Origin of the sequence: Streptomyces sp. NBC_01317 (assembly GCF_035961655.1) — a bacterium.
Taxonomy (GTDB): domain Bacteria; phylum Actinomycetota; class Actinomycetes; order Streptomycetales; family Streptomycetaceae; genus Streptomyces.
The window spans coordinates 3350105-3373755 of the sequence record NZ_CP108393.1 but is presented as its reverse complement, the minus strand read 5'-3'; the positions used below and the strand labels follow the sequence as shown (position 1 = coordinate 3373755).

The 23651-nt window shown below is 72.8% G+C and carries 21 protein-coding genes; 16 read left to right on the top strand and 5 right to left on the bottom strand.

Annotated elements, in window-relative coordinates; genetic code table 11:
* Window positions 1-4: 4 nt before the first annotated feature.
* Both OG349_RS14165 and OG349_RS14160 read right to left on the bottom strand, forming a co-directional pair.
* Window positions 5-952 carry a hypothetical protein gene (locus OG349_RS14165; protein WP_327234965.1) on the bottom strand — a complete coding sequence of 316 codons (948 nt, stop codon included), beginning with the start codon at window positions 950-952 and terminating at the stop codon, window positions 5-7.
* 198 nt (window positions 953-1150) lie between these two features.
* Entirely contained in the window at window positions 1151-3172 is a 2022-nt protein-coding gene (locus OG349_RS14160; protein ID WP_327234964.1) for a hypothetical protein, read from the bottom strand.
* Window positions 3173-3363: 191 nt separating this feature from the next.
* On the opposite strand from OG349_RS14160, the gene glmS reads away from it, so the two are divergent.
* The 8 genes from glmS to OG349_RS14120 all read left to right on the top strand — a co-directional run bounded on the left by glmS (window position 3364) and on the right by OG349_RS14120 (window position 13655).
* Window positions 3364-5211, top strand: coding sequence for a glutamine--fructose-6-phosphate transaminase (isomerizing) (gene glmS / locus OG349_RS14155; RefSeq protein ID WP_327234963.1), 1848 nt, complete (start codon window positions 3364-3366; stop codon window positions 5209-5211).
* A 66-nt stretch (window positions 5212-5277) separates the two neighbouring features.
* Entirely contained in the window at window positions 5278-5646 is a 369-nt protein-coding gene (locus tag OG349_RS14150) for a holo-ACP synthase (RefSeq protein WP_161308771.1), read from the top strand.
* Window positions 5647-5770: 124 nt separating this feature from the next.
* On the top strand, window positions 5771-7270 hold the full coding sequence (locus OG349_RS14145) for an NAD(P)H-hydrate dehydratase (protein WP_327234962.1): 1500 nt from the start codon (window positions 5771-5773) through the stop codon (window positions 7268-7270).
* Window positions 7271-8496: 1226 nt separating this feature from the next.
* Window positions 8497-9798 carry an alanine racemase gene (gene alr, locus OG349_RS14140; protein WP_327234961.1) on the top strand — a complete coding sequence of 434 codons (1302 nt, stop codon included), beginning with the start codon at window positions 8497-8499 and terminating at the stop codon, window positions 9796-9798.
* Entirely contained in the window at window positions 9795-11120 is a 1326-nt protein-coding gene (locus OG349_RS14135; protein WP_327234960.1) for an alpha/beta fold hydrolase, read from the top strand. The genes alr and OG349_RS14135 overlap by 4 nt, the downstream gene beginning before the upstream one ends.
* Window positions 11092-11694 carry a tRNA (adenosine(37)-N6)-threonylcarbamoyltransferase complex ATPase subunit type 1 TsaE gene (gene tsaE / locus OG349_RS14130; RefSeq protein WP_327234959.1) on the top strand — a complete coding sequence of 201 codons (603 nt, stop codon included), beginning with the start codon at window positions 11092-11094 and terminating at the stop codon, window positions 11692-11694. The genes OG349_RS14135 and tsaE overlap by 29 nt, the downstream gene beginning before the upstream one ends.
* A gap of 108 nt (window positions 11695-11802) precedes the next feature.
* Window positions 11803-12180 carry a hypothetical protein gene (locus OG349_RS14125; protein WP_327234958.1) on the top strand — a complete coding sequence of 126 codons (378 nt, stop codon included), beginning with the start codon at window positions 11803-11805 and terminating at the stop codon, window positions 12178-12180.
* A 1292-nt stretch (window positions 12181-13472) separates the two neighbouring features.
* Window positions 13473-13655: a hypothetical protein gene (locus OG349_RS14120; protein ID WP_442806384.1), complete on the top strand. Its 183-nt coding sequence runs from the start codon at window positions 13473-13475 to the stop codon at window positions 13653-13655.
* 6 nt (window positions 13656-13661) lie between these two features.
* Here the strand turns inward: OG349_RS14120 and OG349_RS14115 are convergent, their stop codons facing one another.
* Entirely contained in the window at window positions 13662-14213 is a 552-nt protein-coding gene (locus OG349_RS14115) for a hypothetical protein (protein WP_327234956.1), read from the bottom strand.
* Between the two features lie 103 nt (window positions 14214-14316).
* On the opposite strand from OG349_RS14115, the gene tsaB reads away from it, so the two are divergent.
* The 7 genes from tsaB to OG349_RS14080 all read left to right on the top strand — a co-directional run bounded on the left by tsaB (window position 14317) and on the right by OG349_RS14080 (window position 20497).
* Window positions 14317-14982, top strand: a complete 666-nt coding sequence (tsaB, locus tag OG349_RS14110) for a tRNA (adenosine(37)-N6)-threonylcarbamoyltransferase complex dimerization subunit type 1 TsaB (protein WP_327234955.1) — start codon at window positions 14317-14319, stop codon at window positions 14980-14982.
* A 131-nt stretch (window positions 14983-15113) separates the two neighbouring features.
* The gene (gene rimI, locus OG349_RS14105; RefSeq protein WP_327238572.1) at window positions 15114-15596 is read left to right on the top strand and encodes a ribosomal protein S18-alanine N-acetyltransferase; all 483 of its coding nucleotides are present in this window, start codon (window positions 15114-15116) and stop codon (window positions 15594-15596) included.
* Entirely contained in the window at window positions 15589-16761 is a 1173-nt protein-coding gene (gene tsaD, locus OG349_RS14100; RefSeq protein WP_327234954.1) for a tRNA (adenosine(37)-N6)-threonylcarbamoyltransferase complex transferase subunit TsaD, read from the top strand. The genes rimI and tsaD overlap by 8 nt, the downstream gene beginning before the upstream one ends.
* Window positions 16761-17024, top strand: coding sequence for a hypothetical protein (locus OG349_RS14095; RefSeq protein WP_327234953.1), 264 nt, complete (start codon window positions 16761-16763; stop codon window positions 17022-17024). Before tsaD ends, OG349_RS14095 begins: the two co-directional genes overlap by 1 nt.
* Before the next feature lie 106 nt (window positions 17025-17130).
* Window positions 17131-18588, top strand: a complete 1458-nt coding sequence (locus tag OG349_RS14090) for an FAD-binding protein (protein ID WP_327234952.1) — start codon at window positions 17131-17133, stop codon at window positions 18586-18588.
* A 121-nt stretch (window positions 18589-18709) separates the two neighbouring features.
* A complete protein-coding gene (locus tag OG349_RS14085; RefSeq protein WP_327234951.1) occupies window positions 18710-19066 on the top strand; it encodes a YciI family protein in 357 nt (118 codons plus the stop codon).
* A gap of 204 nt (window positions 19067-19270) precedes the next feature.
* Window positions 19271-20497, top strand: coding sequence for an RNA polymerase sigma factor (locus OG349_RS14080; protein ID WP_327238571.1), 1227 nt, complete (start codon window positions 19271-19273; stop codon window positions 20495-20497).
* 51 nt (window positions 20498-20548) lie between these two features.
* Here OG349_RS14080 and OG349_RS14075 read toward each other — a convergent pair whose 3' ends face one another.
* On the bottom strand, window positions 20549-21193 hold the full coding sequence (locus OG349_RS14075; RefSeq protein ID WP_327234950.1) for a TetR/AcrR family transcriptional regulator: 645 nt from the start codon (window positions 21191-21193) through the stop codon (window positions 20549-20551).
* Window positions 21194-21275: 82 nt separating this feature from the next.
* Between OG349_RS14075 and OG349_RS14070 the strand changes: the two genes are divergently transcribed.
* A complete protein-coding gene (locus OG349_RS14070; protein ID WP_327234949.1) occupies window positions 21276-22262 on the top strand; it encodes a zinc-binding dehydrogenase in 987 nt (328 codons plus the stop codon).
* Window positions 22263-22306: 44 nt separating this feature from the next.
* Here OG349_RS14070 and OG349_RS14065 read toward each other — a convergent pair whose 3' ends face one another.
* Entirely contained in the window at window positions 22307-23485 is a 1179-nt protein-coding gene (locus tag OG349_RS14065; RefSeq protein WP_327234948.1) for a methyltransferase, read from the bottom strand.
* Window positions 23486-23651: the final 166 nt, after the last annotated feature.

The window sequence follows — 23651 nt, the reverse complement described above, 5'->3', positions numbered from 1 at the left end:
CGGATCAGCCCTTCGCCAGTGCGAGCTTGCGGTGCTTCGTGAACGCGGCGTCCTGGTCGCCCAGATACGTCCACGGGCGCTCGGTCGCGTTGTTGCCGATCGCGCGGAAGTGCGATGCGGCCAGGGCGTGTTCACCGGCCGTCGCGAACACCATCGCGAAGTGGTTGTGCGCCTCGACCGAGCGGAACGTCGGACGGTGGTCGGGGTGGAGCACGGACGCGGCCGCCGCGGCGGCCAGCTCGTCCCTGACGTCCGTCCGCGTGATGTACCGCGCGTCCTCGCCCGGGTCGAGGTCCAGCCAGTGCTCGATGTGGACCTGCGCGACGACTTCGCCCGCGTTGCTCCCCGCCGGCGCGGCGGCGGCGCGCTCGCGGGCGAAGTCGTGCGCGGCCTTCCAGCTCCCGCCCCACTTGGGGCACAGCTGCTGGAGCAGTGAGTTCTGCGCGGCGAGGTGGTGGGGGTGGTGCTCGGCGAGCCGGTCGTACCGGCGGCGCGCCTCGCTCTGCCCGAGCTCCAGACCGCGCGCGGTCGTCAGGCGTACGGACCAGGCCAGGGCGAAGTCGGGGTGCTCGGCGCAGACGTCGATCAGCAGCTGCTCGGCCTTGCGCAGCCAGGCGTGGAACTGGTCGAACTGCCGGCGCGACACGTTCTGCGCGCGGGCCCCGCTGCGGATGTTCCAGCCGATGACCACCCGCCGGTGGGCGAGGAGGGTCCGGGGGAGCGGGGCGTCGGACCCCTCGGCCTCGATCCGCTCGAACAGCTTCTCCGTGCCGGTCAGTTCCGCGAGGAGCGCGGAGGCGTACGCACGGTCGTCCTCGTCGGTGAGCCCTTCGAAGAAGCGCAACACGGCGGGCAGGTCACCGGCCCTGGCGGCGGTGCGCAGGGGCACGAGCGCGGGTATGGCGGCGTACGGATGGAACTGGGGGCGAGCCAGCGGCTCGGCTTGAGGCATGACGGTCCTCGGTACGGGGGGCCGGCGGACGGCGGGGCGGAAGGAGGCGCGCCTCGCGTACGGCCCTGGGAACGGGTCCCCACGATGTGTGCGTGAGGTGAAGGCGCAGGTTAGCACCGGGGACTGACAGGGAGTCGGGGAGTTTTCGGGGGCCGGGCCTGTGAGGGGTTGGTACGGGTGCCCGTCGTCGGGCGCGGGTCACGTACGGGCGCGGCGCTGGCGCCAGGCGCGGGTGACGCGGGTCGTCAGCCAGAGCGCGGCGATCGTCGAGTTGACCGCCCGGAAGGGGCCGATGTCCGGGGACCACCAAGCGTAGGCCGCGGCGGGCACGGCAAGGCACAGGCCCAGGACGTGGAGGAGCCACCAGAGCCGGGGACGGGGGAAGGCCGCGCGGGGGAAGGAGGCACGGGGAGATCGCGTGCGCGCGGACGCGCTCCCGGCGGCCGACGAGGTCGCCGACGCCAAGGACTCCCTGATGCCGGTCAACAGGCCTCTGCTGACCAGGACATGGGCGTCGGGCAGCGCGGTGAGGGCCTCGGGCCGGTTGCCGAACGTCTCGGGGAGCGGGGGGAGGCCCAGCAGCCCCGTCAGCGTCCGCTGCCGGTCCGCCGGGGCGTTGGCGCCGCGCAGGAGGGCGGTGAGGGGGCGCGGGTCGGCGACACCGTACGCCTTGGCGAGGGCCGCCGCCGTGGCCGCCGCCGTCGCCTGGTCGGGGACCGGGGCCGCCTCGTCCCACTCGTGGGCGGCCACCTTCTTGCCCTTGCGGAGGAGGGTGAAGCCGTGGCGGTCGGCGGTGCGGTGGAGGACGAGGGCCGGCCAGCGCTCGCCCGTGGTGAAGGTGTCTGCGGCGGCGGTGAGCCCCTCCTCGCCGAGGAGCCGGGCGCGCCGCCCCGGGGTGGCGTTCGCGGCCAGCTCGACGTACGACATGGCGCCGTCGGCCGCCGGTGCGATCCGCAGGGGGACCCCGCAGAGCAGCGCCGCCTCCGCGACCTGGTGCGGGGGCGCGGAGACGACGGCGAGGGAGAAGGTGGCGGGCAGGGCGGCTGAGGCGGAGGTGGAGGCGGCGGGGGTGGTGCTGTCCGTGGCGGGGGGAAGCGGCGGCGGTACGGGGGTCGAGAAGAACTTGACGCGTGCCGCGACCTCCATCCGTACCCCCCTGCGAAAGTCCAGGAACTCCTCCCGCGCGTCCCCGAAGTACGCCCACGGAAGCTCCGTCGCGTGCGTGCCGATCCGCCTGAACTGTTCCAGCGCCTCCGCGTGCCGTCCGGCCAGGATCAGCGTCAGGGCGAGGTGGTTGCGTACGGTCGCCGCTTCCGGATCGCCCGGCGCGTGGGCGTCCGACAGTGCGAGGGCCCGTTCCGTCGCGGCGTGGATCCGGGTACGGGCCGGGGTGCGGGAGGCGCCGAAGGGGGTGTGGGAGGTGAAGGCGGGGGCGGGGCGGTTACGGGGCGCGCCGAGCGCGGTGTCGGCCGTCGCGGCGGTCGTCGTGGGGTCCGCCGCCACCTCGTACTCGACCGCCGCCAGCAGCGGCAGCGCGTGCAGCTGCGAGCCGGGCAGCGCCTCCGCCGCCGCCTGTTCCGCGAAGTCGAACATCTCCTCGTGCGAGCCGTGCCACTTCTCGCACAGGTACTGGAGCGCCGCGCGGTGGCAGCCGTAGTGGTGCGGGGCGCGGGCCGTCGCCTCCGCCCAGTACGCGGCGAAGACCTCGCGCGGCGCCTGACTGCCCGTCGCGTGCGTGAGCGCGATCTGCCACGGCACGGGATCGGTGGGGTTCAGCTCGGCCGCCGCACTGATCACCGGGACCGCGTCGTCCAGCAGCGCGAAGAACGCCTGGAACTGGTCCTTGGACACGTCCTGCGCGCGTGACCCGGTCCGTATCTCCCAGGCCTGCGCCACACACAGCTCGGCCTTGACCAGCACCGCGTCCGGATCCTCCGGCGCCTCGGCCAGCCAGGCGTCCAGCCAGCCGCGGTGGTGCAGGGCGTTCCTGGCCAGCTGCGGTACGAAAATACCGCGCCGCTCCCACTCCGCGCCCCGCCGGGTGGCCGCCAGCAGATCCCGCGCGGGCCCGTGGTCGCCGCCCGCCGCCGCCCGGAGCGCGTCGCGCAGATCCGGGTGGACGGGGTCGAGGACGACGGCCGTGTCCGGCGGCAGGTCCGCGCCGACGGTGGCGCCGTGGCGCAGCATCCGGGGCAGGGCGATCAGCGTACGAAGTGTCACGAAGCCCCATTCAATGCGGTGCCGCGTGCACCGACAAGTGACGGCTGTGTGCACACCGACAAGTGACGGCTCTGGCGCACCGACAAGCAACGGCTGTGGCGGCGGCCGTGGTGTCCGGCACCGACAAGGCCGGGGCCACCGTACGGGCCTGGTTACCCGGGGCGTGGCGTCCCGCGCCTTAGGCTGCCGACATGTGTGGAATTGTGGGTTATGTCGGTGGACAGTCGGCGCTCGATGTGGTCGTCGCGGGCCTCAAACGACTCGAATACCGGGGCTACGACTCGGCCGGGGTCGCGGTGCTCGCGGACGGCGGTCTCGCCACGTCGAAGAAGGCGGGCAAGCTCGTCAACCTGGAGAAGTCACTGGCGGAACAGCCGCTGCCGAGCGGTGCCACCGGCATCGGGCACACCCGGTGGGCCACCCACGGCGGCCCGACGGACCTCAACGCCCACCCCCACCTGGACAACGCGGGACGTGTCGCCGTCGTCCACAACGGGATCATCGAGAACTTCGCCGCCCTGCGCGCCGAACTGACCGACCGGGGCCACGACCTGGAGTCGGAGACCGACACCGAAGTGGTCGCGCATCTGCTCGCCGAGGCGTTCTCGGCCTGTGGCGACCTGGCGGAGTCCCTGCGCCAGGTGTGCCGGCGCCTGGACGGCGCCTTCACCCTCGTCGCCGTACACGCGGACGAGCCGGACGTGGTGGTGGGCGCGCGGCGCAACTCCCCGCTGGTGGTGGGGGTCGGCGCGGGCGAGGCCTTCCTGGCCTCGGACGTCGCGGCCTTCATCGCCCATACGCGCTCGGCGATCGAACTGGGCCAGGACCAGGTGGTGGAGCTGCGCCGGGACGGCGTGACGGTGACGGACTTCCACGGAGCGCCGGCCGAGACCCACGCGTACCACATCGACTGGGACGCCTCGGCGGCCGAGAAGGCCGGCTACGAGTCCTTCATGCTCAAGGAGATCGCCGAACAGCCGAAGGCGGTGGCGGACACGCTGCTGGGACGCATCGACGGCGAGGGCCGGCTGTCGCTGGACGAGGTGCGGATCCCGGCGGAGGTGCTGCGGGAGGCGGACAAGGTCGTCATCGTGGCGTGCGGGACGGCGTTCCACGCCGGGCTGATCGCGAAGTACGCCATCGAGCACTGGACCCGTATCCCCTGCGAGGTGGAGCTGGCGAGCGAGTTCCGCTACCGCGACCCGATCCTGGACCGGCGGACGCTGGTGATCGCCATCTCCCAGTCCGGCGAGACGATGGACACGCTGATGGCGCTGCGGCACGCGCGGGAGCAGGGGGCCAAGGTGCTGGCGATCTGCAACACGAACGGCTCGACCATCCCGAGGGAGTCGGACGCGGTCCTGTACACGCACGCGGGCCCTGAGGTGGCCGTGGCGTCCACGAAGGCGTTTCTCACGCAGTTGGTGGCGTGCTACCTGGTGGCGCTGTACCTGGGGCAGTCGCGCGGGACGAAGTGGGGCGACGAGATCCGGGCCGTGGTACGGGACCTGTCGCACATCTCGGGCGAGGTGGAGCGGGTCCTGGAGACGATGGAGCCGGTACGGGAGCTGGCGCGCTCGCTCAAGGACAAGAAGACAGTGCTGTTCCTGGGGCGGCACGTGGGGTACCCGGTGGCACTGGAGGGCGCGCTCAAGCTGAAGGAGCTGGCGTACATGCACGCCGAGGGCTTCGCGGCGGGCGAGTTGAAGCACGGGCCGATCGCGCTGATCGAGGAGGACCTGCCGGTGGTGGTCGTCGTACCCTCGCCGCGCGGCCGGTCGGTGCTGCACGACAAGATCGTGTCGAACATCCAGGAGATCCGGGCCAGGGGGGCGCGCACGATCGTGATCGCGGAGGAAGGGGACGAGGCGGTGGCACCGTACGCGGACCATCTGATCCGCATCCCCGTGACGCCGACGCTGCTGCAACCCTTGGTGGCGACGGTGCCGTTGCAGGTGTTCGCGTGCGAGCTGGCGACGGCGCGGGGCAACGAGGTGGACCAGCCGCGGAACTTGGCGAAGTCGGTGACGGTGGAGTGAGCGCGGGAGTGCGGGTGTCGGTGAGATGCGCGCGCGTGAGTGAGTGAGTGAGGGAGTGGGTTCAGGGTGATCATCGGGGTGGGGATCGACGTCGCGGAGATCGACCGGTTCGGGGAGTCGCTGCTGCGTACCCCCCAGATGGTCGAACGGCTCTTCTCGGAGCGGGAGTTGCTGCTGCCGAGCGGTGAGCGGCGCGGTACGGCGTCCCTCGCGGCGCGGTTCGCCGCGAAGGAGGCCGTGGCGAAGGCGCTGGGCGCGCCCGGGGGGCTGCGCTGGCTCGACGCGGAGGTGTACGTCGAGGAGAGCGGGCAGCCGAGGCTGCGCGTGCTCGGGACGGTGGCGGCGCGGGCGGCGGAGCTGGGGGTACGGAACTGGCACGTGTCGCTGAGCCATGACGCGGGGGTGGCTTCGGCGGTGGTGATCGCGGAGGGGTGAGGGGGCGGGGGTGCGGGGAGTGCGGGGGCGGGGGTAGGTCGTTGGCGGTGGACCGGGTTGGCCGGGGTGGACCGGGTGTGCTGGGTCTGCCGGGTGTGCCGGGTGTGGACGGAGAGATGGGCGTATGCGGACTGCTTACAGCGTGGAGACGGTACGGAACACCGAGCGGGAGCTGATGGCGCGGCTGCCGGAGGGCGCGCTGATGCAGCGCGCGGCGGCCGGGCTGGCGGCGGCCTGCGCGGACCTGCTGGGCGGTGGGTCGGGGGTGGGACCGGCGTCGGGCTCGGCGGCCGGGCCCGGGTCGGTGGTGGGGCGGCGGGTGTACGGGTCGAAGGTCGTCGTCCTGGCCGGGAGCGGCGCCAACGGCGGCGACGCGCTGTACGCGGGGGCGCGGCTGGCGGCCAGGGGGGCGCGGGTGTCGGCGGTGCTGCTGGCGCCGGACCGTACGCACGAAGGCGGCCTGTCGGCGCTGTTGGGCAAGGGCGGACGGGTCGTGGACGACCCGTTCGAGGTGCTGGCGGTGGCGGACCTGGTGCTGGACGGTATTACGGGCATCGGCGGGCACGGGGGGCTGCGCCCCGACGCGGTGCCGGTGGCGCGGGCGGCGCGCGGGGGGAGCGGGGTGATCGTCGCCGTGGACCTGCCGAGCGGGGTGGAGGCGGACACCGGTGAGGTGAAGGGGGAGGCGCTGCGGGCGGACGCGACGGTGACCTTCGGCGCGTACAAGCCGGGGCTGCTGATCGACCCGGCGCGCGAGTACGCGGGGGCGGTGCGGCTGGTGGACATCGGCCTGGGCCCGTACCTGCCGTCCGTACCGGAGTTGGAGGCGCTCCAGCACGCGGACGTGGCGCGGCTGTTGCCGAAACCGACGGGCGAGAGCGACAAGTACCGGCGGGGGGTGGTGGGGATCGTCGCCGGTTCCGCGAGGTATCCGGGCGCGGCGGTGCTGGCGGTGGCGGGTGCGCTGCGGGGTGGTGCGGGGGCGGTGCGGTACGTGGGGCCCGGCGGGAGCACGGTGATCGCCCGCTACCCGGAGACGCTGGTGCACGACGGCCCGCCGTCGAAGGCGGGCCGGGTGCAGGCGTGGGCGGTGGGCCCGGGGCTGGGCGACGGACCGGGCGTGGCGGACGTACTGGCGTCGGACGTCCCGGTCCTGGTCGACGCGGACGGTCTGCGCGCGCTGGACCCGGCGACGGTACGGGCGCGTACCGCGCCGACCCTGCTCACCCCGCACGCGGGGGAGGCGGCGGCGCTGCTGGGGGTGGACCGCGCGGAGGTGGAGTCGGGCCGGCTGGCGGCGGTACGGGAACTGGCGGCACGGTACGGCGCGACGGTGCTGCTCAAGGGCTCGACCACCCTGATCGCCTCGCCGGACAGGTCGGTGCCTGTACGGGTGAACCCGACGGGCACGCCATGGCTGGCGACGGCGGGCAGCGGCGACGTGCTGTCGGGCCTGGCGGGCTCACTGCTGGCGTCGGGCCTGGAGGCGAGGGACGCGGCATCGGCGGCGGCGTATCTGCACGGCTTGGCGGGGCGCTTGGCGTCCCGGGGGGCGCCGGTGGCGGCGCATGAGGTGGCGGAGGGGGTGCGGGAGGCTTGGAGGAGTGTGGGTGGGGGTGAGTGATGGGGTGGGGGTGGGGGTGCGGGTTCGGGTTCGGGTGCGGGTTCGGGTTCGGGTTCGGGTTCGGGAGGGGGTTTGGTTTGGGTGAGTGATTGGGTGCGGGTTCGGGCCGAGGGGTAGTCGGGGGCGCCCGGCATTTGATGTGGCGGGTGGGGCCGCCCCTTGTTGTTGATTGTCGCGGGGCCGGGGTGGGCGTCAAGGGCGCTCCTGCGGAGCGTCGGCTTCGCCGATGACCTGCGGTCACCCTTGACCCCCACCCCGGCCCCGCTGGGGAAGGCTGGGGGGGGCGGCCCGGGGGGAGGGGTCCCCGGGGGGCTTGTCTGTTCTTGGTGTTTCGTCGCGGTCCGCGCCTTTCGGCGGGGTGTTGCGCACCACTTGAATGGGGCGGTGGCGAGTCGTCTCGGCGGCTGCCACGCCGTCTGTTGGTGGGTGTGCAAGCACCGTGTCTGAGATCCGTGGTCAGCTACGGGGTTGGGCAGGGCCCCGGCCCGTCCTGGTGGCAAATATGCCCCATTTGCCCAGGCTTTGAGGTCCCCTGGGGGCCTCTTTCGCCTGGTCTTGTGTCCTCTGTTTCATTAAGGGGCTCCGACGGCAAACAACCCACCGAAACGGGCCGGGTGGCCGCCCCGCCCGCCTCCACTACCCACCACCACATCCCGGCAGGCCATATACCCCATTTGTTCTAGCTTTGAGGGCTCCTGAGGGCCTCTCCCACCCGGTCTTGTGTCCTGTGTTGCGTTAAAGGGCTCTCAGAGCAAACAACCCACCGAAACGGGCCAGACCAGCCGCCTGTCCCCGCCGCCTTCGCCCACCACCCACTCACCACAGACACGGTGCTTGTGCGCTGGCCAACGGGCGGTTGTCAGCCGCCGAGACGAGTGGCCACCGCCCCATTCAAGTGGTGCGCAAAGCCCCGCCGAAAGCCGCAGCCCGCGACGAGACGCCGAGAACAGACTGGCCCCCGGGGACCCTTCCCCCGGGCCGCCCCCCCCAGCCTTCCCTTGCGGTTTCGGGGTGGGGGTCAAGGGTGGAGCGGAGCGTAATCGGCGAAGCCGACGCGACGCAGGAGCGCCCTTGACGCCCGCCCCGAAACCGCGACACTCAACCGCAAGGGGCGGCCCCACCCGAACCACACAACCCGGGTGCCCCCGACTACCCCTCGGTCCGAACCCGCACCAGACCATCCCACCTCAACCCCCACAGCCCCCTGCTCTGAGAGACTGGTCGCGATGACCGGAAACATTCAGACGCCCGAGGCTCAGCCGCACGACCAGCCCCCGCTCCCACCTCCCCGCGCCCGCGCCGAGATCGATCTCGGCGCCCTGCGGGGCAACGTACGAGCGCTTCGTGCCCGTGCTCAGCCCGGTGCTGCCCTGATGGCCGTCGTGAAGTCCGATGCGTACGGGCATGGGATGGTGCCCGTCGCCCGCGCCGCGCTCGAAGCCGGCGCCGGGTGGCTCGGGACCGCCACGCCGCAGGAGGCGCTCGCCCTGCGTGCCGCTGGGATTCGCAGTCGTGTCCTGTGCTGGCTCTGGACCCCCGGCGACCCCTGGCGCGCCGGTATCGACGCCGACCTCGACATGGGGGTCAGCGGCATGTGGGCCATGCGCGAGGTGGCCGCCGCCGCCCGGGAGGCCGGGCGGCCCGCCCGTATCCAGCTCAAGGCCGACACCGGCCTCGGCCGTAACGGCTGTCAGCCCGCCGACTGGCCCGCCCTCGTCGCCGCCGCCCTCGCCGCCCAGGACGCCGGCCAGGTCCACGTCACCGGCCTGTGGTCCCACTTCGCCTGCGCCGACGAGCCCGGCCACCCCTCCATCGCCGCCCAGCTCGACCTCTTCCACGAGATGCTCGCGTACGCCGAGAAGGAAGGCGTCGAGCCCGAGGTACGGCACATCGCCAACTCCCCGGCCACCCTCACCGTCCCCGAGTCGCACTTCGATCTCGTACGGACCGGCATCGCCATGTACGGCATCTCACCCAGCCCCGCGCTCGGCACCCCCCAGGACTTCGGCCTGCGGCCCGTCATGACCCTCTCCGCCTCCGTCGCCCTGGTCAAACAGGTCCCCGAGGGGCACGGCGTCAGTTACGGCCATCACTACGTCACCCCGCAGCGGACCAACCTCGGCCTCGTGCCCCTCGGGTACGCCGACGGCGTCCCCCGGCACGCCTCGGGCCGTGGGCCCGTGCTGGTCGGCGACGGCGGTGGCGCAGGGGGGAGCGGCACCCGCTGGCGGCGTGTCGCCGGGCGGGTCGCCATGGACCAGTTCGTCGTCGATCTCGGCGACGACGTCGTCGAGCCCGGCACCTCCGCCGTCCTCTTCGGCCCCGGCGATCGCGGTGAGCCGACGGCCGAGGACTGGGCCGAGGCCGCCGGGACCATCGCGTACGAGATCGTCACCCGCATCGGCGCGCGCGTTCCCCGCGTCTATGTCAATGAGGTCCACGACGTCAACCAGGTCCACGACGTCAACCAGGTCCACGACGTCAACGAGGTCCACGACAACAAGAAGACCCCGAGGAGCCCACGGTGACCGAGAGCAGCGCGGCCGGCGACGTGGCGCAGGAAGTGGCCGCCCTCACCTCCGCCGCCACCGGCAACTGGCGCCGGGCCGGCGTCGCCGGGGCCGCGATAGGCGTCATCGCCGCCGGCGCCGCTGCCGGTGTGGCGATCGAGCGGCTCACCGTCGGCCGGGGCATGCGCAAGAAGGCGCGGCTCGCGCTCGACTCGTCGGGGCCGTACGGCGGTCTGCGCGGCACCCCGGGCACGGCCCTCGCCGACGACGGTACGGAGCTGTACTACGAGATCGACGAGGCGGAGGCCGAGGAGACCGGCAAGACCGGCAAGGCGGGCAAGGGGGGCAAGGGGGGCAAGGGGGGCAAGGGGGGCAAGGACGGTAAGGCGGGCAAGGCGAGCGCCGCCGCGCCCCGGCGGCGCCGGCTCTTCGGGCGGCGTACGCCCGCGCCCGTCACCGTCGTCTTCAGCCACGGTTACTGCCTCAACCAGGACTCCTGGCACTTCCAGCGCGCCGCGCTGCGCGGACTCGTCCGTACCGTCCACTGGGACCAGCGCAGCCACGGACGGTCCGCGCGCGGGGCCTCCCAGCGGGGCCCCGGCGCCGTACCGGTCACCATCGACCAGATCGGCCGCGACCTCAAGGCCGTCCTCGACGCGGCGGCGCCCGAAGGGCCGCTCGTCCTCGTCGGCCACTCCATGGGGGGCATGACGATCATGGCTCTCGCCGACCAGTACCCCGAGCTGATAAGGGAACGGGTGGTCGGCGTCGCCTTCGTCGGTACGTCCAGCGGCAAGCTCGGCGAGGTCAACTACGGCCTCCCGCTCGCGGGCGTGAACGCGGTACGCCGGATCCTGCCCGGTGTGCTCAAGGCGCTCGGTTCGCAGGCCGACCTGGTCGAGCGGGGGCGGCGGGCGACCGCCGACCTGTTCGCGGGGCTGATCAAGCGGTACTCATTCAGCTCGAAGGACGTGGACCCCGCCGTCGTACGGTTCGCCGAGCGGCTCATCGAGAGCACGCCGATCGACGTGGTCGCGGAGTTCTACCCGGCCTTCACCGACCACGACAAGACGGCCGCGCTGGAGGTCTTCCTGGAGGTCCCGGCACTGATCCTGGCCGGGGTGAGCGACCTGGTGACCCCCAGCTCGCACAGCGAGGCCATCGCCGACCTGCTGCCGGACGCGGAGCTGGTGCTCGTACCGGACGCCGGGCACCTGGTGATGCTGGAACACCCGGAGGCCGTCACGGACCGGCTCGCCGACCTGCTGGCGCGCGTCGGCGCGGTGCCGACGGAGACTAACGTGGGCACTTATGGAACGACCGCACAGCCGGGCAACTGAGCCCGCCACGGGACCTGAGCCGGCCACGGGACCTGAGCCCGCCGCAGGACCTGAGCCCTCGGCATCCGACGGCTCCAGCACCTCGTCGCTCGTCCTCACCGTCGATTCCCCCGAGCGCATGCGCGAGCTGGGCCTGGGGCTCGCGGCCTTGGTACGCCCGGGCGACCTGGTAATGCTCACCGGCGAGCTGGGCGCGGGCAAGACGACCCTGACGCGCGGGCTCGGCGAGGGGCTCGGGGTCCGGGGCGCCGTGACCTCCCCGACCTTCGTGATCGCCCGCGTGCACCCGTCCCTGGTGGACGGCCCCGCCCTGGTCCACGTGGACGCGTACCGGCTCGGCGGGGGTCTGGACGAGATGGAGGACCTCGACCTGGACGTCTCGCTGCCCGACTCGGTGGTGGTCGTGGAGTGGGGCGAGGGCAAGGTCGAGGAACTGTCCGACGACCGGCTCCACGTACTCATCGACCGCGTGGTCGGCGCCACGGACGACGACCGCCGCGAGGTCACCCTGACGGGTGTGGGTGCGCGGTGGGCGAACGCGGACCTGGGGTCGCTGGTGCGGCCGGCGCGCTGACGGCCGGATCACGGACCGGGCGTACCTGCCGTATGTCCTTTACCCGCCGTTCCCGCCGTACGAAATCCTGTTGGCCGGGTGCGGTACGGCCCCGCTAGCATCCCGACGATGACGCCCACCGGGACACCCATGGAGGGGCCCGCGGCGGCCCGGCCCGAGCTGGACGGGCACGGCGACGCGCGGGTGCGGTATCTCGGGCTGACCCTGCTCGCCGAGCGCGTCCTCGCCGAAGGCGGCAGCGACCAACTCGCCCTGCTGCTCCCGGAGTCGGTCGAAGGGCCGCCGGAGCGGACGCCGGAGGAGATGCTCGTCCTGGCCGGGCTGTACGCGCGCCTGGGACCGTACCTCGGCGCCCGCCGTCGCCCGTCGTGGCGCGTGGCCGACCACCTGCCGGTACGGGTACGGATCGCCTGGCTCCGCGCCGTACGGGACGTGACCGCCACCGACGCGCACCGATGCGCACCGGCGCGCGCGTTGCCGCGTTGACGGCGCGGCGCGTGCCCGGCGTGCCCGGCGTGTCCGGCGTGGCCGCGCGGGGTGGTGCGCCTAGCGAGCATGCGCTGCGCGAGCTGCTCGACCTGGTGCGTGCGGGGGCGCCGGCGCTCCGGAGCGGGTACGGCGGGGGCTGACGCGGTTGACCGAGGCGTATGAGGGGGGTGCGGGGGGTGAACTCGGGCCTGCCGGTCGCGACTTGATCGAGGAGCTTCTCGGGGGGTTGCTGACGCATCCCCGGCCCGGGGTCCGCCTGCGCGCGCATCGGGCCTCGCGGGCGATCCGCTGGTGCGGGGCGCTGCGCTGGGCGGGTTGCGGGAGTTGGGGGTTTCCGCCGTTCCGGCGTTGAGGTATGCGGCGGGGCGGGCGCGGCCGGATCGGCGTGGCCGCTATGAGGAGGCCCTCGCGGTGGCGTTGTCCTCGCCCGGTGTCCGCGCGGGTTCCTGATTGTCCTCAATCGCCGGACGGGCGTTCTGGGGCCGGTGGGCCGCGCGTCTGGGTGACCGGGTTGCGGTCAGGGTTGTCCTCAATCGCCGGACGGGCTTGGTTGTGCCCGCTGCGGGCCGGTGGTCTTGGTGCGGGTTGTTGCCGGGGGCCGGGCAGGGGTCGTGTCCTGCACTGCATGTTTTACGTCGCGTTCGGGGACTTCGGACATTCACGGTAGTCACGCGACACAAAACACGCTTTACGTTCCGGACACGACCCCTGCCCGTCCCCCTTTCACGCCCGCGTACAAGACAACCCCGGCCCGCCCCGGCGTTGGAGGGCACGGGGGCACCATCCAGCCCGTCCGGCGTTTGAGGACATCGGTAACCCGCACTCGCGTACCGGGCAGAGGCCACACTCCAGCCCGTCCGGCGCTTGAGGACATCAGTAAGCCGCGCTCGCCCACCGGGCGCCAGGCGCTCCCCGCAGCGGGGGGTCGTTCGGCTCACCCTCGGCGTGAGGGGGGTGGGGTCGGAGGAGGTGCGTGTGGCCGGACGTAAAGCGTGTTTTGTGGCGCATGGCGAACGTGAATGTCCGGGGTCCCCGAACGCGCCGTAAAACATGCAGTCCGGACATACGTACCTCCGGAGGCCCCGGCCCCCGTCACCACGGCACACCCAGCCCGTCCGGCGATTGAGGACATCAGTAAGCGCAACCGACCACCGGGCGACACGTTCCGACAAAGCGTCGGGAAAATGTTGCGCGCGCCATGCCGCGCATGGTCACATGGTATCCAGAGGTGGTTAGGTCTACCTAACCTACGCTTGCCCCCGCCGCTCCAGGAGGCATCCATGGCACCCATGCCGCACCCGCACCCGCACCCGTCGCCCTCCGACACGTCCATGCGGGACCTGCTCGCATCCTGCGTGGCCGCCGCCGCCGTGTCGACCCCGCCGAAGTGGCCCGCCGCCACGCCAGTGGCAACACGCCCCGCCGCGCAGGCGCTCACAGAGGTGCGAGCTACAGACGCCCGCGCCGCCTGAGCGCCGTCAGGGAACGACGACCACCGTCGAGTTGATCGTCGCGAACGACCACAACGCCGCCCCATCCGCCCGCTTCATCCGCACCCCGCCCGTCTTGAGCGCCGGATTCGGCGTCGGCAGCGACCCGTCCACCGCCGCGCTGAAGCCGACCGTGACCCCCTCCGCCTTGGCGAACCGTACGACGTGCTCGACCAGGACCCCGTCCGAGCCCTGGACCTGGGCGGACCGGGAGCTGACGGTGTACGAGCCCGGGGCGGGGTTGAGGGTGCTCGGAACGACCGGGAACGTCCGCGTCGCCTGATCGGCCTTGTCGACCAGCCAGACCCGGCGGTCCTTGAGGCCGTACACCACCCGCTCGCCCGTGCCCGACGCCGCCGGCACCGTCAGCGGGTCCTTCTTCGGCGCGGCGGGGCCCGACGCGGTCGGGGAGGCGCTCGGGGTGCCGTTCTTCCCGAGGGTGTCGGGCACGCTCGCCGAGGCCTGGTAAGCGAGGAAGGCGACGCCGGCGACGGCCGCCGCGGTGAGCCCGGCCACGATTCCCGAGCTGCTCCTGGACACCCTGTTCCACCTCTCGTACGTATGACTCCGTGGTGACGTTAGCAGCAGCGGAATGACGGGACTGGGCGCCGTGCCCCGCCGCCGGGAGCCGTAGGCTGTTTGCGTGCTTCTGCTCGCCGTTGATACCGCCACGCCCGCCGTCACCGTCGCTCTTCACGACGGCTCCTCCGTCCTCGCCGCGGAGAGCCAGGTGGACGCGCGCCGCCACGGTGAGCTGCTGCTGCCCGCCGTGGACCGCGTCCTCTCCGAGGCGGGGGCGGGGGTGGGGCTCGGCGCCGTCACGGATGTGGTCGTCGGGGTCGGGCCCGGTCCGTACACCGGACTGCGGGTGGGTCTCGTCACGGCGCTGGCCTTCGGTTCCGCGCTCGGGGTGCCGGTGCACGGGCTCTGCACGCTGGACGGTCTCGCGTACGCCTCCGGCCTCGAAGAGCCCTTCGTCGTGGCCACCGACGCCCGGCGCAAGGAGGTCTACTGGGCGCGGTACGCGGATGCCCGTACCCGCGTGAGTGATCCGGCCGTCGACCGGCCCGCCGACCTCACCGAGCGGGTCGCCGGGCTGCCGGCCGTGGGTGCGGGCGCGTTCCTCTACCCGGCCACGTTCCGGGACGCCCGCGCCCCCGAGCACCAGTCGGCCGCCGCGCTCGCCGGGCTGGCGGCGGAGCTGCTGGCCGCGGGGCGGACGGACGACTTCCTGCCGCCGCTGCCCCTCTACCTCCGCAGGCCCGACGCCGAGGTGCCCAAGAACTACAAGGTGGTCACCCCGAAGTGACCAGGGGCGAGGAAACGAACGGGGTGGGCGGGGTGGGTGAGGTGGACGAAGCGAAGGAGGCGCCGGGAGCCACCGGTGCGGCCGGTGCGGCTGAACGCGGTGACGCACGCCGAGGCGCCGTCCTCCGTGAGATGCGCTGGTGGGACATCGACCCCGTCCTCGCCCTCGAACACGACCTCTTCCCCGAGGACGCCTGGTCCCCCGGCATGTTCTGGTCCGAGCTGGCCCACGCGCGCGGCCCCGGTGCCACCCGCCGCTACGTCGTGGCCGAGGCCGGCGGCCGTATCGTCGGATACGCGGGACTCGCCGCCGCCGGGGGCCTCGGGGACGTACAGACCATCGCCGCCGCCCGCGACCAGTGGGGCACGGGCCTCGGCTCCCGCCTGCTGACCGACCTCCTCCAGCACGCCAGCGCCGCCGAGTGCGAAGAGGTGCTGCTCGAAGTGCGGGTCGACAACATACGGGCGCAGAAGCTGTACGAACGGTTCGGCTTCGAGCCCATCGGCTTCCGCCGCGGCTACTACCAGCCGGGCAATGTCGACGCGCTCGTGATGCGCCTGCCGATGCAGGGGCTCCACATACAAGACGTCCAAGGAACTGGGATCAATGGCTGACGAACCTCTCGTCCTCGGTATCGAGACCTCCTGCGACGAGACAGGCGTCGGCATCGTGCGCGGTACGACCCTGCTCGCCGACACCGTCGCGTCGAGCGTCGACGAACACGCGCGCTTCGGCGGTGTGGTGCCCGAGATCGCCTCCCGGGCGCATCTGGAGGCGATGGTGCCGACCATCGAGCGCGCGCTCAAGGAGGCGGGCGTCAGCGCCCGCGACCTCGACGGGATCGCGGTGACGTCGGGCCCCGGCCTGGCGGGGGCGCTGCTGGTGGGGGTGTCGGCGGCGAAGGCGTACGCGTACGCGCTCGGCAAGCCGCTCTACGGCGTGAACCACCTGGCCTCCCACATCTGCGTCGACCAGCTGGAGCACGGCCCGCTGCCCGAGCCGACGATGGCGCTGCTGGTGAGCGGCGGCCACTCGTCGTTGCTGCTGGCGCCGGACATCACCTCCGACGTACGGCCCATGGGCGCGACCATCGACGACGCCGCGGGTGAGGCCTTCGACAAGATCGCGCGGGTGCTGCACCTGGGCTTCCCCGGAGGTCCGGTGATCGACCGGCTGGCCAAGGAGGGCGATCCGGCCGCGATCGCCTTCCCGCGCGGGCTGACCGGGCCGAGGGACGCGCCGTACGACTTCTCCTTCTCCGGGCTGAAGACGTCCGTGGCGCGCTGGATCGAGGCGAAGCGGAACGCGGGCGAGGACGTGCCCGTACGAGATGTGGCGGCGTCGTTCCAGGAGGCGGTCGTGGACGTGCTGACGCGGAAGGCGGTCCGCGCGTGCAAGGACCAGGGGGTCGATCATCTGATGATCGGCGGCGGGGTCGCCGCGAACTCGCGGCTGCGCGCGCTCGCCGCCGAGCGCTGCGAGCGCGCGGGCATCCGGCTGCGGGTGCCGCGCCCCGGGCTGTGCACGGACAACGGCGCGATGGTCGCGGCGCTGGGCGCGGAGATGGTGGCGCGGAATCGGCCGGCGTCGGACTGGGACCTCTCGGCGGATTCGTCGCTGCCGGTGACGGAGCCGCATGTGCCCGGTCGTACGCATGCCAATGAGCCTGAGCCTGAGCCTGAGCCTGAGCGTGATCAGGATCATGGGCAAGGACACGGGCATGGGCATGGGCACGACCATGACCACGTCCACGAGCTGGCTAAGGACAACCTCTACTGATGACGGTCGCTCTCATGTGGGAGGCCAAGGCCGCCGACGGCCGGGGCGCGGAGCTGCTGGAGTGGGCCCGCGCGCGCGGGGCGGAGTTGCCGTACGAGCCGCTCCGCCGCGAGCTGCTGCGCGCCCCCGGCGGCCGGATCCTGGCTCTCACCTGGTGGGACGGCCCGTACGACGCCGATGTCCCCGAACTGCCCGATCCTCCCGCGGAGTTGACCGCCCGGCCGGTGCACCGCTGGCGCTTCGAGTCGCTCGGGGACGGCTAGCGCCCGGCAAAAGGGGCAGATCGCTACAAATAGCGACAGGATGGGATGCGGGGGGACACTCGCGCGCGCCGAGCCGCGCGTACCGCATCCCGAAAGGCACGTTCGTATGACCTCGGCACCGAACCTCCCCTCCGGCCCCCGGCCGTTCTCTCCCCGTGACATCCGCACGCTCACCGTCGATGTCGCGGGACCCGTCTTCCTCCCCGGTGACGACGGCTACGCCGAGGAGGCCACCGGCTTCAACCGCGTGGTCACCCACCGTCCCGCCGTGATCGTCGGCGCCGCGGACGCGGCGGACGTCCTGAGCGCGGTGCGCTTCGCGGGGCGGTACGGGCGTCCGGTCGCCGTCCTCGCCACCGGGCACGGCCCCACGGGGGACGTCCCCGAGGACGCCGTCATGATCACGACCCGCCGGATGACGGGGCTGTCGATCGACGCCGGGGAGCGTACGGTCCGGGTCGAGGCGGGGGTGCGCTGGCAGCAGGTCGTCGCCGAGGCCGCCGTCCACGGCCTGGCCCCGCTCGTCGGGTCCGCGGCGGACGTCGGCGTGGTCGGCTACACCCTCGGCGGCGGCCTCAGCGTGACCATGGGCCGGGCCTTCGGGTGGGCGGCCGACCACGTCCAGTGGATCGACCTGGTCACGGCGGACGGCGAGCTGCGCCACGCCTCCCGCGACTCCGAGGACGACCTCTTCTGGGCGCTGCGCGGCGGGAAGGGCAATTTCGGGGTGGTCACCGCGATGGAGTTCTCCCTCTTCCCGGTGACCCAGCTGTACGCGGGTGCCCTGTACTTCTCCGGTGACGACGCCCGGGAGGTGCTGCACGCGTACCAGCGGTTCACGACGACGGCCCCGGAAGAGCTGATGTCGTCCGCCGTCCTCCTACGCCTGCCCGACCTGCCCACGCTCCCGGACTTCATGCGGGGGCGGCTGACCGCGGCCGTACGGTTCTCCTGGCTCGGTTCGGAGGCCGACGGCGAGGAGCTGATCGCCCCGCTGCGGGCGGCGGCGCCGGTGCTGCTGGACACCGTGACCCCGCGCCCGTTCACGGAGTTCGACGCCATCAGCGTGGATCCGCCGGACGGGATCAGCTCGGTCGAGCACTTCGCGGTGCTGGACGAGGTGACGCCGGAGACCATCGACGCCCTTCTGGAGGTCGCGGGCCCGGAGTCCGACGCCCGGGTCAACGTCGTGGACCTGCGCCAGCTCGGTGGCGCGCTGAGCCGCTACTCCGGCGCGCCGAACGTGGTCGGGACCCGCGACGCGGCCTTCGCCGTCTTCGCCTTCGCGTTTGTCCCGCCCGGCGAGGACCCCGACGGGTACCGGACGGTCGGGAGCGAGGTGATGGAGCGGCTGGAGCCGTGGCTGAGCGTGCGGAAGCACACCAATTTCCTGGGGGCGGACGACGTCACGTCGGAGCGGGTACGGCTGGCCTTCGACGCGCCCACGTACGCACGGCTCCAGGAGATCAAGGCGGCCCGTGACCCGGGGAACATGTTCCGGCTGAACCACAACATCCCGCCGGCGGGGTCCGGGGCGGGCGTGGGGTCCGGATCCGGGTCGTAGAGGGATCTCCTGCGATTGATTCTCCGGCCCGTGTCGATTCCGGTGCCGGCCGTTCGACGTACAGGTGAGAGGCGGGAACGGCCCGCCTCACCACCGCACCACCCGGCACCGAGGAGTCACCATGCCGCGCTTTCTGATGATGGTCCGTATTGACGAGAACAACGCCCCCGCCGGCGGCCCCAGCGAGGAGCTGATGCGGCGCATGGGCGAGCTGATCGAGGAGATGACCAAGGCGGACGTCCTGGTGGACACCGCGGGGCTGCTGCCGACCGCGCAGGGGGTACGGATCCGGCAGAGCGGCGGGAAGATCTCCGTCACCGACGGGCCGTTCACCGAGACCAAGGAGGTCGTCGGCGGGTACGCGATCATCCAGGCGGCGGACCGGGACGAGGCGGTCGTGTGGGCCCGGCGCTTCGTGGAGATCCACGAGGCGGAGTGGGAGATCGCGAGCGAGGTGCGCGAGATCGTGCAGGGCTAGGGCGGGCCGCTCCCGGGGCCCGGGGCCTTCCCGGGTCCCGGGGCCTTCCCCGGGGCCGGGGCCGCTCTCGTCACCGTTTGCCCTCGCCTGCCCCCGGTGTTCTGATGGGTGGCCGTGGGAGCAGACAAGTCGGGAGCGGACGGGCCGGGAACGGGCGGGCCGGAGGCGGGCGGGCCCCAGAGCCCGGACAGCGCCGTCGAAGCGGTGTTCAGGATCGAGTCCGCGCGCATCATCGCCGCCGTCGCCCGCATCGTCCGCGACGTCGGCATTGCCGAGGAGCTGGCGCAGGACGCCCTGGTCGCGGCCTTGGAACGATGGCCGGAGTCGGGCGTCCCTGAGAAGCCGGGAGCCTGGCTCATGGCCACCGCCAGGAACCGTGCCGTCGATCTCGTACGGCGCCGGGAGACGTACGCCCGCAAGCTCGCCGAGGTCGGCCGCACCCTGGAGGACGTCCCGCCGCCCGACACCGCGAACATCACCGGTATCGGGGCCGGGGCCGACGACATCGACGACGACCTCCTGCGTCTCATCTTCACCTCCTGCCACCCGGTCCTCTCCACCGAGGCCCGGATCGCCCTCACCCTGCGCCTCCTCGGCGGACTCACCACCGACGAGATCGCCCGCGCCTTCCTGGCCCCCGAGGCGACCGTGGCGCAGCGCATCGTGCGCGCCAAGCGCGGCCTCGCCAAGGCGGGGGTGCCGTTCGAGGTGCCGTACGGTGCCGAGCGCGCGCAGCGCCTCTCCTCCGTCCTGGAGGTCATCTACCTGATCTTCAACGAGGGTTACTCCGCGACCGCCGGTGACGACTGGGTACGCCCCGGCCTGTGCGAGGACGCGCTGCGGCTCGTGCGGGTGCTCAGTGGGCTGATGGACGAGGAGCCCGAAGTCCACGCGCTGGCCGCCCTGTTGGAACTCCAGGCGTCCCGGATGCCCGCGCGGACCGGCCCCGACGGCGAGCCGGTGCTGCTCGCCGACCAGAACCGCGCCCGCTGGAACCAGCTCCTCGTCCGCCGCGGCTTCGCCGCGCTCACCCGGGCGGGCGCGCTGGGCCGCCCGCCGGGCCCGTACGTCCTCCAGGCCGCCATCGCGGCGTGCCACGCCCGGGCCCGTACGTACGAGGAGACGGACTGGACGGCGATCGCCTCGCTGTACGGACAGCTCGTCGCCCTGACCCCGTCCCCGGTGGTGGAACTGAACCGCGCGGTCGCCGTGTCGATGGCCGAGGGCCCGGCGGCGGCCCTGCCCCTGGTCGACGCCCTGGCGGACGAACCGGCCCTGAAGGGCTACCACTTGCTGCCGAGCGTGCGCGGCGACCTGCTCGCGCGGCTGGGCCGTACGGAGGAGGCGAGGTCGGAGTTCGAACGAGCGGCTGCCCTGACCCGCAACGCCCGCGAACGCCTCTTCCTGCTGGACCGCGCGGCCCGGCTCTGACCGACGCCGGCCGCGATCACCCGTAGGCCGACAGGCCCGATGGTGACGGTCTCAGAAGTGCGCGGGTGCCAGCCACGCGGCGGGCGGGAGCGGCGCGTGCTGCGGGGAGGCCTGGATCACCTGGATCACGAAGGCCGCGAAACGCCGGGAGGCCGCCACCTGGGCGGCGGGCGTGGCCGCGCGGATGCCCTGGTTCCCCATGAGCATGAGGATCAGGTCGTCCGGGACCAGGAAGTCGGGACGCAGGTGACCGGCCTCCTTCGCGCGCCGGGCCAGTTCGGTGACCGTCTTCACCGTGTACGCGCGGCTCGCGGTGACCTCCGTCGGTGTCGGGAAGGTCGCCATGAAGGCTTCCGTGAAGCCCCTGTCCCGGGCGTGCAGCTCGCAGATCTTCTCGATGACCAGGCAGAGGCCGTGCCAGGGGTCGGGGTCGGCGCTCCCTTCGTCGACGAGGGCGCGGCACGCGCGCATCTGGTCCGCGAAGGCCTCGGTGACCAGGGCCTGCTTGGTCGGGAAGTGGCGGTACAGGGTGGCGGGCCCCACCCCCGCGCGCCGCGCGATCTCCCGGATCGGCACGCTCAGCCCGTCGGCGGAGAAGAGCGCGCGGGCCGCGTCGAGGATGCGCGCGCGGTTGTCCGCGGCGTCGGAGCGCGGGGCGTGCGGCACATGAGGCAATCGGGTTGTCACCACTCTCACTTTAGCGAAACGGACGGGGGCGTCCGTTAGCGTCGCGAAACGGTCGGACCGAGAGCGTCGGACCGAGGAGAAGGAGACCACGGTGAAGGCAGTTTCGATCCGAGAGTTCGGACGTCCCGAGGGACTGGTGGTGGTCGACGTCCCCGACCCCGTTCCCGCCGCCGGGCAGGTGGTGATCGCCACCGAGGCGATCGGCGTCGGCGGTGTCGACACCCTGATCCGGAGCGGGGTCCTGGCGGCCTACGGCTTCAAGGAGGGCCACATCCCGGGTGGTGAGGTGGCGGGCACGGTCACGGCGGTCGGTGACGGTGTCGACGCGTCGTGGGTCGGACGGCGGGTGTGGGGATTCACCGGCACCGGCGGAGGCTATGTCGAACAGGCCGTCGCGCCGGTCACGGAGGTCCTTCCCCTGCCCGCGGACCTGTCCGCCACCGACGCGGTGACGCTCGGCAGCGCGGGGGTGGTGGCGCACTTCGGGCTGGCTCGTGCCCGTTTCGTACCCGGGGAGACGGTTCTGGTACGGGGCGCGGCGGGCAGCCTCGGGATCATGGCGGTGCAGTTCGCGGCCCGGGGCGGGGCCGGCGCGGTGGCGGTCACCACGTCGTCGGGGGATCGCGGGGAGCGGCTGCGGAAGCTGGGCGCGACGCACGTACTGGACCGGTCCGGCTCCGGCTCCGGTTCCGGCTCCGGCTCCGGAGGGGAGGACGCTCCTGCGGGCTACGACGTCATCATCGACGTGGTGGCCGGTGAGCACCTGCCGTCGTTCCTCGACCGGCTCAACCCGAACGGCCGCATGGTGGTCGTGGGCATCGTCGGGGGCCGGCCACCGGCGGACTTCGGTACGAGGATGACGGCGGCCTTCCAGAAGTCGCTGTCGTTCTCCACGCTCAGCACGGACACCGTCCCCGCGGCCGACCGGGCCACCGCGCGAGCCGGGCACTTCGCGGCGGCGAGCCGGGGGGAGATCGAGGCGGTGGTGCATGAACTGCTGCCACTGGACCAGGCGGCTCTGGCGCACCGGAAGATGGACGCGGGCGAGGTCTTCGGCCGCATCGTACTGACGCCGTAGCCCCTCCGAACGGCCCCGGCCCCGCACCCACCCCAAGCCCGCGATCACGGAGGCGCCACGGGTGTGTCCGGGCTGTCCAGCCAGGCCGTCTGCCCCTCGGATGTGACGGTCAGCCCGTAACGGCCGATCGCGGGCCGGCCGGTCCGCGTCCACCGGTCGTGGGACGCGCGGATCTCGTCCCAGAGGCGGCGCGGTCCGTACTGGGCCGTGCGGAACGTCTCGCTCTGCCGGCCGTCGTAGTCGACGCGCGCCCAGCTCCTCGCGGTGGTGTCGGCGATCCACAGCCGGGTGTGGGCGGCGGCGGACTCGGTGTCCCAGGAGTACCAGGCGCCCGGGACCGTCAGCCCGAGGTGGAAGTCGAGCGCGGGGTCGGCCCCGGCAACGGCCCACGGGGAGAGGGAAGTTGTCCCCGTGTCGGGCGTCTGGCCCTCGCGCAGGACGTCGCGGAACAGCTCGATGTCGGTGCGCTGGCCGTTGATCAGCATGTACGAGCCGTACGCGGCGAACGTGCCCTCCGCGCGGCCGTCCTGGAGCTTCGTCAGGCGAAGCGTGCCGTAACCGCTCCATCCGCTGTCCCAGGGGGTCACGACGCGTCCGCCGGGAGCTGTCTGCTCCAGCCAGGAGGCGGGCACCGAGCGGACGGAACAGGTGGCGAGGACACGGTCGTACGGGGCGCGGGAGAGCCAACCGTCCGCGCCGTCGGTGTGGATGACGGCGGGGGAGTACGACAGGGCGGCGAGGTTCTCGCGCGCGCGGGCGGCGAGGGGCGCGTCCACTTCCACGGAGGTGACCAGGCCGTCGCCGAGGCGGGCACACAGGAGGGCGGTGTTGTAACCCGAGCCGGTGCCGATCTCCAGCGTCCTTGCGCCGGGGCCCAGTTCGGCGTCCTCCAGGAGGCGCAGGACCATGCTGGGCATGGACGCGGAGGACGAGGGCGAGCGGGTGCCGTCGGACTCGGTCACGAACTGGGTGAGGAGAGGTACGTCCGAGTACGCGGCGCCCATCCACCCGCCCGGATCCAGCCGACGGTCGCACGGCACGTACCCGCCCTCCCCGTCCCTCAGCCACACCTCGTCGGGCAGGAAGGCGTCCCGGGGGACACGCGCCAGAACGTCCGCCCACGCGCCGGGAATCGGCGTGGCGCGGGTCCGCTCGATCGCACGCAGCAGGCGCTGCGTTCCGGCCGTGCGGGCGGGAATGTCCGGGGCGGGAGGGCGGGGCATGGGGTCCGCCGCTACTTCGGTTTGGGTGCGGGCTCGGGCGGCTTGGGCGGAATCGGACGGTCAGGCTGCGATCCGTCGTCACCGATCGGCGACCGGTGTTTCTTTGCCATGTGTGCTCCCTGTGCTCAGGCCTTTCGGCCCCTCCTTACGCTACGTAGTCTGCGGT

What these genes read in the sequence shown, in the direction of transcription:
- OG349_RS14165 (WP_327234965.1), bottom strand. Translation starts at nt 952, where the DNA reads ATGCCTCAAGCCGAGCCGCTGGCTCGCCCCCAGTTCCATCCGTACGCC.
- glmS (WP_327234963.1), top strand. Translation starts at nt 3,364, where the DNA reads ATGTGTGGAATTGTGGGTTATGTCGGTGGACAGTCGGCGCTCGATGTG.
- OG349_RS14145 (WP_327234962.1), top strand. Translation starts at nt 5,771, where the DNA reads ATGCGGACTGCTTACAGCGTGGAGACGGTACGGAACACCGAGCGGGAG.
- alr (WP_327234961.1), top strand. Translation starts at nt 8,497, where the DNA reads ATGACCGGAAACATTCAGACGCCCGAGGCTCAGCCGCACGACCAGCCC.
- tsaE (WP_327234959.1), top strand. Translation starts at nt 11,092, where the DNA reads ATGGAACGACCGCACAGCCGGGCAACTGAGCCCGCCACGGGACCTGAG.
- OG349_RS14125 (WP_327234958.1), top strand. Translation starts at nt 11,803, where the DNA reads ATGACGCCCACCGGGACACCCATGGAGGGGCCCGCGGCGGCCCGGCCC.
- OG349_RS14120 (WP_442806384.1), top strand. Translation starts at nt 13,473, where the DNA reads ATGCCGCACCCGCACCCGCACCCGTCGCCCTCCGACACGTCCATGCGG.
- rimI (WP_327238572.1), top strand. Translation starts at nt 15,114, where the DNA reads ATGCGCTGGTGGGACATCGACCCCGTCCTCGCCCTCGAACACGACCTC.
- tsaD (WP_327234954.1), top strand. Translation starts at nt 15,589, where the DNA reads ATGGCTGACGAACCTCTCGTCCTCGGTATCGAGACCTCCTGCGACGAG.
- OG349_RS14095 (WP_327234953.1), top strand. Translation starts at nt 16,761, where the DNA reads ATGACGGTCGCTCTCATGTGGGAGGCCAAGGCCGCCGACGGCCGGGGC.
- OG349_RS14090 (WP_327234952.1), top strand. Translation starts at nt 17,131, where the DNA reads ATGACCTCGGCACCGAACCTCCCCTCCGGCCCCCGGCCGTTCTCTCCC.
- OG349_RS14085 (WP_327234951.1), top strand. Translation starts at nt 18,710, where the DNA reads ATGCCGCGCTTTCTGATGATGGTCCGTATTGACGAGAACAACGCCCCC.
- OG349_RS14065 (WP_327234948.1), bottom strand. Translation starts at nt 23,485, where the DNA reads ATGCCCCGCCCTCCCGCCCCGGACATTCCCGCCCGCACGGCCGGAACG.